This is a genomic window from Rickettsia senegalensis (assembly GCF_056135685.1).
In genome coordinates, this window is sequence record NZ_JBVYTQ010000001.1 from 1,367,204 (window position 1) to 1,378,884 (window position 11,681).

The window sequence follows — 11,681 nt, forward strand, 5'->3', positions numbered from 1 at the left end:
TCCTGAGATTGCTTCGTCAAAACTTACAGTTTTTCCTCGCAGTGACGTATCTACACAACAATGACATCGATTAAAACCTTGCCATGTAATTACCATTTTTCTTAGGATAGTAAAATTTAATTACATATACTAAATCCCTTTCATTACCCATCATAAGTTCCGTAGAAGCGATATCAAATTCATAAGTTCTTTTATTAGTTATAATAGTCATATTTGTACGGATATCTTTTTCAAGAGGCTTAATAAATAATCTATTTGCCAAAGGAGTTATTTTCCAAGCATAAGCATCCCCAAGAATTATATTTTGGATTTCTTCATTTTTAGCAAATTCTATATGCGATTGAAAGCCAAAATGCAAAACTAATAAATAAACTTCATTTGGATTATATATATAAGTTTTTATTCTATTATCTTTAGTTATAGATAAATCATCTACATAATTATTACTACTATTATTACATGGATCATCTACAAGTGGACATTCTCGTTGTACTGTAAAACCACTTAATAATATAAAAACTAAAAAATAAAATCTAACTATTGTCATCGTCTACCCTATATCCGTTAACTTGAAACCCTACCGGATTTATGTCAAGTTCTGAATCTGTTAATTGCATAGGCACATAAGCATAACTTACTACCGCTATTTTATTATAAACTAATTGGCTTCCTGATGTTTCATTTACGGAAAATCTAACTATATATTTATCTGCTGCGATTTTTGACCATGATTTTATTACTAAAAATGTAGTATTATCTTCTTTATATTTTATCGTAGGATCAAAATCTTTATTTCTTATATAACCAAGATAATTATAATAAACACCGCTTGTTGAAAATAATCTTATTGTCGTACGAGCTATCGTTGCAAAATCAACTGGATTATATGTTTCCCGTGCTGTTATGTATTTCTTTATAAAATACCTTGTAAGAGACTCATCCGCCGTTAATACCGGTGATGAAATAGGTTCTACCACCGAGGCACGTCCAGTATTACTATTAAGCTGAATAACAAAAGGATCAAACTGTTTAGATTTTACTACAAATGCTATTACTAAAGTTGATATAACCATAAAAATGGTTAGTAGTATTATTAATATGATAAGTAAGTTACGTTGGACAATTAACTTATCGGATCGCTCTTCATACCAATTCTGAGTAATTTTTAAAGGATTAGCTGATTTAACACTTTCTTGATTTTGTGTATCTCCTGAACCGCTTTTCGAGTTGTTACTTGATTTAAAGAAGCCAAATATATTATTCATATCAAAAGTATTTTTATTATTACATTGTTATTGCATAAAACTATTACTTTTATGCTATATTTACTGAATTAACCGGTCTTCTTATACAAGGATTTATGCTTAAACTCGATCCATCATCTATATCAGCAGAAACGCATGGGCTTTTAATTTCATAAGGAGCTGAAGGGGTACATGACAGTAATTGAGCAAGCATCATTAATACTAATAGAAACTTTAATGATTTTAACATTCTAATTATACATTATTAAATTATCTTGTTACTATTTTAAAATTACCTTACTATACAATAGTTCACAAGCATTTTTTGAAAAAATCTATTTATAAATATAAAAAAATATTAAAAAGATTGTAAACTATTATACTCTGAAGTAAATAAAGAGTAGTTATACGAAGTTCAACTTGAGAGCAGAGCGTATACTTAATACGTGGCTACCTGCGGACTTATAAAGATATAGTCGCCAATTTTTCAAGTGGGACGAGTACAACATAATAACTATCATCAATAATTGTTATTGTATAATTTTAATTTATAATTTATTTATTTTAATTTTAAAGTTAAACAATATTTGGTATTGTAGCAACAATATAAACTTATTTTATAGCTTAAATAACATTAAATTAACAAATCATAATCATATTATAATAATTATGATAGAGTTAAAACAGAATAAATTAGATATTAATTTAGTAATTATGGACCCATTAACCAACGCAATACAAGAATATATAAAATCCGGCGAATATTTTATTGATGCAAGAAAATGGTATAATTTTAAGTATATCTTACCGTTAAGTCATAGAAGTCTTCTGCTTTTAATATGCACGATTTTTACCTTATTATTAACCTTAATTTGTATAAATATCAACATATTGCTACCAATAAACGAAAAAGTAAGTTATTTAATAAAAGATGATGCCGAAAAACAAGCTACCGTTACTAATACTAAACATTCAACACTCGCCAATCCTTATATCGCTGTTGCAAATATTATGCTTCAGAATTATGTAAAACAACGGGAAGAATATAATTACGATATATTAAAAGAACAATTTACCTTTATCAAAAATGCTTCTACGAGTATTGTTTATATGCAATTTGCTAATTTTATGAATATTGATAACTCATTATCACCGGTCATAAGATATCAAAAACTATATAGACGCTCAATTAATATATTATCAATTAACAATATAAACGATAACGCGGCAGTTGTTACTTTTGAATCATTAGCACAAAATAGTACGGGTGAAATTTTAGAAAATATGGTATGGGAAGCAAGAATCGGATTTATAATGGATTCGATCAGCACAAGTACATCACCTGATATACCCTTCAATTTTACCGTTACTAGTTACAAGCTAAAGTTATTAAGGAATAAAAATCAGAAATAATATGAAGCAACTAATAATATTTTGTACTTTTATAATACTTACATTAGATGTATTTGCTCTTACTATATCACGACCTCTAGGTCGAGACCCGCGTCTAAGAGTTATGACTTATAACCCTGACGATGTTTTCAAATTCACAGGGTATTACGGCTATCAAGCAAGTATAGAACTAGCAAGAGATGAGGAAATAGTCAGTATTTCTATGGGAGATACTACTTCATGGCAAATAGTACCTGCCGGCCATAGGATTTTTATTAAACCGATGGAACCGGACGCTACTACTAATATGACTTTAATTACTAATAAACGAACTTATTTCTTTGAACTATATGCCGCCGAAACTCTTGATATGCGTGATCCTGAAATGGTTTTTAACGTAAAGTTTCTTTATCCGGATGACGAAAATGACAATATGAGCGGTCATATGCAAACTTTTTCTGCTTCCCTAGCCAGTCCCGATCTTACTCATCCTGAAAAATATAACTTTAATTACTATATTAGCGGCAGCGAAGAAATAGCACCTATTAAAATTTTTGACGACGGCGAATTTACTTATCTACAATTTAGAGATAAAAACGCTGAAATTTCCGGTATTTTTGCTGTAGATGATTCACTTCGAGAATCTTTAGTAAATTATCGCCTTGCTCAAGATAATCCTAATATGGTGATACTTGAACAGGTTTTTCCTAAGCTCGCTATACGTAAGGGTAAAAAAGTCACATGCGTATTTAATCAGTCTTTCAAAACGTATTAATGTCTACCAATGTCATTGCGAGGAGGTATTGTTGCGTGGTTCAGGTTTACCTTTGTCATCCCGTGGATTGACCACGGGATCCAGTCTTTTTTAAATTTTTTTTGGATACCGTGGCGGGGACGCGGTATGACAATGTAATGTCATATTTAATATACTTTCTTACTTTGATTTTACTAACTAGCGGCTTATTTATAATGCTTACAAGCCGTAATTATATTCATAAAATTATCGGGCTTGGAATATTTCAAAGTTCGATATTAGTATTTTATTTAAGTATCGGAAAAATTAAAACAGGCGGTGTACCTATTTTACAAGATGGGCTAACTACTTACACTAGCCCTTTGCCTCATGTATTAATGCTCACTGCTATAGTAGTTGGGTTTGCTACTCTTAGCGTAGCTTTAAGTTTAATATATCAAATTTATAAACATTTTGGTACAATATCAGAAAATGAAATTAATTTTGATAAATGATTTTTTCAATTATGTTATTCTATACCAAATCGTCATTGCAAGAAAATTACGAAGTAATTGACGAAGCAATCTTAGGACATTTGACGGGATTGCCACGCAGCCTACGGCTGCTCGCAATGACGATGGAGAATAAACTTCCATGATTCTAGTTAACCATTTCCCTATCATACAAATATTACTTCCTTTATTCGGGGCTTTGCTCTTAATAACATCTTTTCGCTTTACCGCCATTGCACGAGTAATTACTACGATTTGCATTTTATCTAGCCTTTTGGTCAGTGTTTATGGATATAGCATTATACAAAATACGGAGCTATCTTACACCATGGGAGGATGGAGTTCAAAAATAGGAATAGAATATCGGCTAAATTCACTAAACCAAGCTATTATTATTTATCTTAACTTGGTTTTATTATTCTTTTTGGTTTTTTGTCATAAGATTACTAATCGAACAATCTTAAAATATATCAACAACAATAGAAAATCTTTATTTTACGGTATATTATTATTTGCTCATACGGGCTATTTAGGAATGATTAGTACTAATGATTTCTTTAATTTATATGTGTTTATAGAAATTTCGGCACTTAGTAGCTATGTATTGATAGCCTCAGGTAATAATCCAAAATCTTTAATCGGAGCTTTTGATTATTTAATCATAGGGAGTATTGGAGCGACTCTTATTCTTATAGCCATAGGATTTTTGCTAAGTATTACAGGTAGCTTAAATATGTATGATGTTGCAACTTATCTACAAGCACATCATAACTCTCGTATAATCACTATGGCTACCTGCTTTTTCTTAATAGGGGCTATTTTAAAAACAGCTTTTTTCCCTATGCACTTTTGGATGATGAGAGCTTATAATAACACGGCTTCGGTTATTTTAGTATATTTAGCAGGGATTTCTACTATAATAGGAATATATATAATATACAAATTTACTTATATTATTATAGGCCATGAGACGATTAAAATTTCTATTACAAATTTTATAAGACCTATCGCTTTAGCTACTCTTATTATAGCTCCGTATTTTGCTTACCGTGCAGAAGACTTCAAGAATATTATAATTTATTCATGTTTCACTCAAATAGGTTATGTATTTCTATTATATGTTACTGAGGGCGGTATAATAATTTTACCGAGCTTATTACTTACGGACAGTATAAATAAAATAGCTCTTTTCTTGATAGATGCTTATAATGAAAGCTATAAAAAGAATTCTAACAAAATTTTAACCATAATTATTATTTGCAGCTGCGGCTTACCTATCAGCCCATTATTTTTTATCAAAATAAATATTCTCGGATTATTATTTAGACAAAAACTATTATTAGATTTTGTTATAATCTTACTAAGCTCCGTAGGATCACTATTTTATCATTATAAGCTGGTGAAAGTTACTTTTTGGAAGAATTGATTAACCTTTGACATTATGAAAATACCTCGTCATTGTGAGGAGTTGCGTTAGCAACGACGCGGCAATCTCATAAAATAATTTAAAAAACTCCTGAGATTGCCACGCCAGCATAAATGCTGGCTCGCAATGACGGGGCTTTTCAAAACTGTCTGGTATATAGGTCAAGCGAACTAGGTGACAAGGGAAAGGAAAACATGATTACACAATTTACTACTCCGAATCTCTTAATCTTATCTACTTTATTAGTAGGGGCATTAAACTTAACTAGTCCGTATGCTACTAAAAAAGATAGTTTTATACGTAATTTTTTACTTATTACTATCGCCATTTTTTTCTTCGGTAATATTTTAATTATTGATTGGCTGTTTTTAAAAGGTATAAGAGCAGGATTTGAATTTAATATATTCAGTAATTACTCTATAGGATTCCATCTTGAACCTTTAGGTCTTATATTCTTAAGTTTAATAGGCTTTTTATGGATTTGTGCTTTACTTTATACTCCCAAATATCTTGCTATTAATAATATAGAACACTCTTCTAGATTCTTATTTTTCTTTAACTTAACTATTCTAATCGGTGTTTTAATTGCCTTATCTAGCAACTTATTTACGATGTTTATTTGCTACGAACTTTTAACTATTTCTACAACATTCTTAATAGGACATACTAGAAATAACATAGTACTTAGCGGGTTATACAAATATCTAAAAATTCTGATGATTTCCGCTACGTTATTATTCGTGCCGGCAGTGATAATTATTTATACCAAAGCCGGTAACGGAGATTTTGCGAGCGGTAGCTTAGTAGAAAGTTATTTTTCTCACAGCCAATCCATTATTTTATTATTAATGTTTATTTTCGGTATTGCCAAAACTGCAATTTTTCCGGTGCATTCATGGCTTCCTGCCGCAATGGTTGCACCTTACCCCGTTAGTAGCTTACTGCATGCTGTAATAGTAGTTAAAACAGGATTATTTTGTATTTACAAAATCCTATTATATATATTCGGGTTATCCTATTTACAAATGATATTCACAGGGTTTAACTGGTTAATTTTCATACCGATAGTAAGCATATTTTACAGCTCAATCAAAGCCCTAGGCACGGATAATATCAAAAAAATACTCGCCTATTCCACTATGAACCAACTAAGCCTTGCCTTACTTAGTGCTTTCATGCTAACGCCTAAAGCTCTCGGAGCTGCCACCTTACATTTGGTTTCGCATTCTTTTACAAAAATCTGCTTATTTTATAGTATGGGAGGTATTTACAGTTTAAAGAAAACCGATCAAATACAGAATTTACACGGTACATCCAAAGAATTTCCTTTAATTTCTTTTATTATATCCATCTCTTCATTATCATTAATCGGTATACCTATCTTTAGCGGATTTATTAGCAAATTCTCGATATTACTTGCCGCAAGCGAACAAAATCAAATCATCGTTATGATTGTCGTAATAGCTAGTAGTATCTTCTCAAGCCTTTACCTTCTCAAAATACTAAGCTCTATTTATAAATCTTCTTTGGTGGAGTCTAGCGTAACAAAACCACTCCCCTCTTCTATGAGAATCAGCATAATGATTTGTGCTTTAGCTGTAACATTATTTTACTTTATCCAAATCTTAATCAGAGAATTTTTAGCTTATATTACATAAATATGTATTTACATAATTTGTGTATTTACATATAATCATACAATATGCAATTATTTTTGAGGATAAATATGGCGCAAATTATTAGTGCAACAGAATTTGTGCGATCTTTTTCAGATATTATGAATAGAGTTTACTATAAAGACGAAAGCTTTGACGTGCAAAAAGGTAACCATATCGTAGCAAGAGTTTCACCTGCAGAAACCAAGCCTTCTATGGCAGTAAGAGACTTAGAAGAAGCCTTTAAAAATGGTCCACATCTTGATCCTAAAGATGCTGATCAATTCATGAAAGACATCGAAGAAATAAGACGCAGTACTAGACAAGATATTAAAAAATTGGTTGAAAGATGGGATTAATTATTGACACTTCTATAATCATAGCTTTAGAAAGAGGAAAGGTAAGTACTAAGCAATGGTCACATTATGGTCAGGCTTATATTAGCCCTATTGTGTTAACTGAACTATTAATAGGAGTAGATAGAGTCAATAATGAGAATAAACGTATAAAATGTTTAGCTTTTATAGAATATGTAAAAAGTCTGTTTACTATATTACCTTTCGGTATTGAAGAAGTATATACATATGCACGTATTATTAATGATTTATATAAAACAACGTATAACTATAGGAACCCATGACATGCTAATTGCAACAACGGCAATAACGCATGGTTATCCTCTATTAACTCTAAATGTAAAAGACTTTAAAAGAATTCAGCGATTAGAAGTTTTAACAGTTTCTTCTAACGATTAAAATGTTTATTCAAAATACCAAATTTACATTTCCGCTTACTAATTTCGAGCTTATGTTTGATTTTAACCTGCAAAATCAGCTAATAGCTCTCGCATTTCTAACTGTTACTGCTATCTTAAGTCTTTATACAATTTCTAAAAATAGAAAGTTAGAGATGCTAATAGGTAGCTTATACTGTTTATCATCTATTATATGTGTATTTACAGCTGGTTTTATTTCCATGATAATCTCGCTTGAATTCATGACGATTTTTGCCTGCATAACTATTTTTTGTGACCAATTAAAAATGAAACCGGCTCGTCAATATTTCCTTACTCATCTATTCAGTAGCGGGTTAATTTTGATTGGCATGACTCTTCTAATCCAAGCAACAGGTAATACAGCTTTTATTTCTTTAACGGAATCAGTAAATAATTTTGAGTTACCGGCAATATTCATACTTGCAGGTTGTTTGATTAATGCCTCAGCTATTTTTGTAAACGGTTGGGTGGTTAATTGCTATCCTGCAGCTTCAAGTAGCGGTATTGTATATTTAATAAGTTTTACTACTAAAGTTACTTTAATTATCATTTTAAAATTATTTAGCGGTCTTGCGATACTTAAGTTTTTTGGAATATTAATGATTATTTACGGGTTAGTATTTTCTTTAATTGAGAAAAACCTTAAACGATTAATATGTTATCTTACCGTATCACAGCTTGGCTTTATATTAACGGCTATTAGTATAAATACTCCAAACATGGCTTATCTTATTACAAGCTTTATATTCATACATATACTATATAATGGGTTATTTGCTTTATATTTTACTTATATAGAAGATGAATACAGTATTAAAAATTACCAAGATCTTCAGAATACTCAAATTAATTTTATTTTATTAGGAGGGTTTGTAGTTAGCATATTAATATATACATCTATACTGCCTATTAATTCTTCTTATATCAAAGACGGAATTGCCAATCTTTTAGATGCAAATAATATTATTATATTTTCCAAGATAGCAAGTTGTGCCGTATTATTTGGGTTGTTGATGGAGAGTTTACTATCGTCATTGCAAGCGACTAAAAGGAGCATGGCAATCTCATCAAATATCCTGAGATTGCGTGCGCACAAGACTACGATTTTCCTCGCAATGACGTTAAAGTACTTAACCTACCTCTCCTCGTGCATAATAACTTTATGCGTATGTTTATTCTACCCTATTCAAATATCACATACTGCTAATTTTAAGCTAGTTATCCTTGCAACCTCAATATTATTGGCTTTAATATTTAGAAAAATACCACGCATTTCGACAGAAAACATAAACCTTGACCTGTACCAATATATTGAAAAATTTATATATTTCAGTATCGGTAAATATAAAGAAAGGACAGACAGTACCGAAGATACAGAAGAATATCTTAATTTTAAGGTTATTTGGGATAATATTTTAGGTAAAATATCTGCATGGCATAATCAGCAAACTGCTATATTTATTATATTATTCCTATTAATTAGTTTGATTTTAACATTACAGTAACTCAACGTCATTGCGAGAAAAAACTGAAAGTTTCGACGAAGCAATCTCAGGAATACTACTTCATGAGATTGCCACGTCGCTTCGCTCCTCGCAATGACGTTAAAAATTGATTACACAATAAATAAATTTAGCATATGAAACCACCAACCGCAAATAAACAAAATTACAGCTTTGAAGCCCACGGACAAACAATAAACGATGATTATCAATGGCTGCGTGATCCTAAATGGCCAAATGTAGCAGACTCTAAAATTTTAGACTACTTAAAGGCTGAGAATAAATATACCGAAAATTTCTTTGCCGATCTGCAAAAGGATAAGGAAAAGATTTTTGAAGAATTAAAAGGACGAATCAAATTAGACGATGAGTCAGTTTATGTTAAGAAAAAAGACTACTACTATTATCATAGAGTAGAGGGGAATAAAAATTATCCGATATATTACCGGAAGCATAATAGTATGGAAGCACATGAAGAGATAATATTAGATGTTAACTTTCTTACGCCAAACGGCGGTTTTACCGATGTTGCTAAGCTTGCAATGTCACCTAATCAAAATTTAATGGCTTATAGCGTTAATTTTACAGGTAATGAGCAATATAATATCAAAATATACAATCTTAAAGAGCAAAAATACTTACCTGATAATGTAACAGATATAGCACCTACTGTGATTTGGCATGAAAAATTAGACGGCTTTTTCTATATTACTATTAATGAGAATCAACGCTGGGATAAAGTAATGTTTCACCGTCTAGGTGAAGATGTTACTCAGGATAAATTAATATTTGAGGTAAAAAACCCTTTTCATTTTATCAGCTGTGGGAAATCTGCAAGTAACGAATATATTTTTATAAATTCAGGCGATCATAATGAAAATGAAATTTATGTAATTTCTATGCGGGATAATAATTTTACTCCTAAATTAGTACGAGCTGCAGAAAATAAAATATTCTATGGTGTAGAACATAATGATGATTATTTTTATATTAAAACTAATTATAAAGCTAAAAATTTCCATATTGTAAAGCTACCGGTAAATAATTTTGAAAATGCTAATTGGGATGATATTTATATTAAGGAAGAACAAGACAAATATTTAAAAAGCTTTGAGGTTACAAATAATTATTTAATCTTAAATTATCGTGACCAAGGTTTACCGCTAATTAAAATAAAGCAATTTAAAGATTTACAAGAAAAAATAATTCATTTTCCCGACGAAAATTTCCAAGCAAATAGCTTTTCTACAAACTTTGAGGAAGACGATATCAGAGTAGATTACTCTTCATTAGCAAGACCAAATACCACTTATAGCTACGATTTTGATAGTAATAAATTAACGATATTAAAGACCCAAGAAATACCATCGGGCTTTAACTCAGAGGAATATAAAGTAGAGAGAATATTTGCAGATAATGGAGACGTAAAAGTACCTATTACTTTATTCTACAAAAAATCTTTATTTAAAAAAGATGGCTCTAATCCCTTATATCTAGTGGGTTACGGAGCTTACGGTATCGCTATGCTGGTTAATTTTAGAAATATGGCGGTAACACTTGCGGATCGTGGCTTTATTTATGCAGCTGCTCATATTAGAGGCGGTGATGATTTAGGTCATGATTGGTATGAATCCGCTAAGTTTTTAACTAAAAAAAGCACCTTTGAAGACTTCATAGCTTGTAGTAGAGCTTTAATCAACGAAAGATATACAAGTAATAACAATATAGTAATAATGGGCGGCAGTGCCGGCGGTATGTTAATTGGCTATGTCCTCAACGAAAGACCTGAACTCTATAAATTAGCCGTTGCTCATGTACCGTTTGTAGATGTCCTTAACACCATGCTTGATGAAAGCTTACCGTTAACTCTCTTGGAATATAATGAGTGGGGCAATCCGAAAGAGAAAGAATATTTTGAATATATTAAATCATATTCTCCTTATGATAACATAAAAGCACAAAACTATCCTGCTCTATTCATTACTTGCGGTATATCCGACCCACGTGTAGGTTACTGGGAACCGGCTAAATGGGTAGCAAAATTACGAGAACTAAAAACGGATAATAATCCCTTATTATTAAAAACGAATATGGATACAGGGCATAAAGGCTCTGCCGGTCGCTTTGATTATTTGAAAGAGATAGCTGACGAATTAGTATTTATTTTTAGAGTATTTAATGTGGAGATTTAGTGGCTTCTTGCTGGAATTATGTTATGTCATTCCCGCGTAGGCGGGAATCCAGAAAATGATTGTCACCCCGTGGCTTGACCACGGGTCCAGTTAAAAATACTAAATTTTAGTATTTTTTATTATTTTTATGGATACCGTGGTCAAGCCACGGTATGACAACGAAAAGTACTGGATTCCCGCCTACGCGGGAATGGGTCGTGCCTCCGTATTGCAGTTTAGAGTAAATAGTCTATAATCCTCAAACAGTAAT

The 11,681-nt window shown here is 31.2% G+C and carries 11 protein-coding genes and 1 pseudogene; 9 read left to right on the forward strand and 3 right to left on the reverse strand.

The features are described 5' to 3' along the window. Positions 1-70: 70 nt before the first annotated feature. Genes AC0ODJ_RS07555 through AC0ODJ_RS07565 form a run of 3 tightly spaced genes read right to left on the reverse strand, consistent with a single transcriptional unit; the run spans position 71 to position 1,494 of the window. Positions 71-547 carry a TrbG/VirB9 family P-type conjugative transfer protein gene (locus AC0ODJ_RS07555; RefSeq protein WP_218460835.1) on the reverse strand — a complete coding sequence of 159 codons (477 nt, stop codon included), beginning with the start codon at positions 545-547 and terminating at the stop codon, positions 71-73. Beyond that, positions 534-1,265, reverse strand: coding sequence for a VirB8 family type IV secretion system protein (locus tag AC0ODJ_RS07560; RefSeq protein WP_218460834.1), 732 nt, complete (start codon positions 1,263-1,265; stop codon positions 534-536). Before AC0ODJ_RS07560 ends, AC0ODJ_RS07555 begins: the two co-directional genes overlap by 14 nt. 49 nt (positions 1,266-1,314) lie before the next feature. Beyond that, on the reverse strand, positions 1,315-1,494 hold the full coding sequence (locus AC0ODJ_RS07565) for a DUF2706 domain-containing protein (RefSeq protein WP_218460832.1): 180 nt from the start codon (positions 1,492-1,494) through the stop codon (positions 1,315-1,317). Between the two features lie 464 nt (positions 1,495-1,958). Between AC0ODJ_RS07565 and AC0ODJ_RS07570 the strand changes: the two genes are divergently transcribed. From AC0ODJ_RS07570 to AC0ODJ_RS07610, 9 genes and pseudogenes are all read left to right on the forward strand, one after another. Continuing rightward, a complete protein-coding gene (locus AC0ODJ_RS07570) occupies positions 1,959-2,657 on the forward strand; it encodes a VirB8 family type IV secretion system protein (RefSeq protein WP_218460840.1) in 699 nt (232 codons plus the stop codon). A gap of 1 nt (position 2,658) precedes the next feature. After that, entirely contained in the window at positions 2,659-3,411 is a 753-nt protein-coding gene (gene virB9, locus AC0ODJ_RS07575; protein ID WP_218460830.1) for a P-type conjugative transfer protein VirB9, read from the forward strand. 137 nt (positions 3,412-3,548) lie between these two features. Beyond that, positions 3,549-3,884: a Na+/H+ antiporter subunit C gene (locus AC0ODJ_RS07580; protein WP_218460829.1), complete on the forward strand. Its 336-nt coding sequence runs from the start codon at positions 3,549-3,551 to the stop codon at positions 3,882-3,884. A gap of 139 nt (positions 3,885-4,023) precedes the next feature. Then, the gene (locus AC0ODJ_RS07585; RefSeq protein ID WP_218460828.1) at positions 4,024-5,307 is read left to right on the forward strand and encodes a proton-conducting transporter transmembrane domain-containing protein; all 1,284 of its coding nucleotides are present in this window, start codon (positions 4,024-4,026) and stop codon (positions 5,305-5,307) included. Positions 5,308-5,501: 194 nt separating this feature from the next. Continuing rightward, on the forward strand, positions 5,502-6,965 hold the full coding sequence (locus tag AC0ODJ_RS07590; protein WP_218460827.1) for a proton-conducting transporter transmembrane domain-containing protein: 1,464 nt from the start codon (positions 5,502-5,504) through the stop codon (positions 6,963-6,965). A gap of 44 nt (positions 6,966-7,009) precedes the next feature. Then, positions 7,010-7,321, forward strand: a complete 312-nt coding sequence (gene vapB / locus AC0ODJ_RS07595) for a type II toxin-antitoxin system antitoxin VapB (RefSeq protein WP_371920420.1) — start codon at positions 7,010-7,012, stop codon at positions 7,319-7,321. After that, a pseudogene (gene vapC / locus AC0ODJ_RS07600) lies at positions 7,312-7,717 on the forward strand (ribonuclease VapC). The gene vapB and the pseudogene vapC overlap by 10 nt, the downstream one beginning before the upstream one ends. Before the next feature lie 52 nt (positions 7,718-7,769). Next, complete coding sequence (locus tag AC0ODJ_RS07605; RefSeq protein ID WP_474465594.1) at positions 7,770-9,242, forward strand: proton-conducting transporter transmembrane domain-containing protein; 1,473 nt, start codon at positions 7,770-7,772, stop codon at positions 9,240-9,242. Between the two features lie 134 nt (positions 9,243-9,376). Continuing rightward, a complete protein-coding gene (locus AC0ODJ_RS07610; protein ID WP_218460824.1) occupies positions 9,377-11,431 on the forward strand; it encodes a S9 family peptidase in 2,055 nt (684 codons plus the stop codon). Positions 11,432-11,681 lie beyond the last annotated feature (250 nt).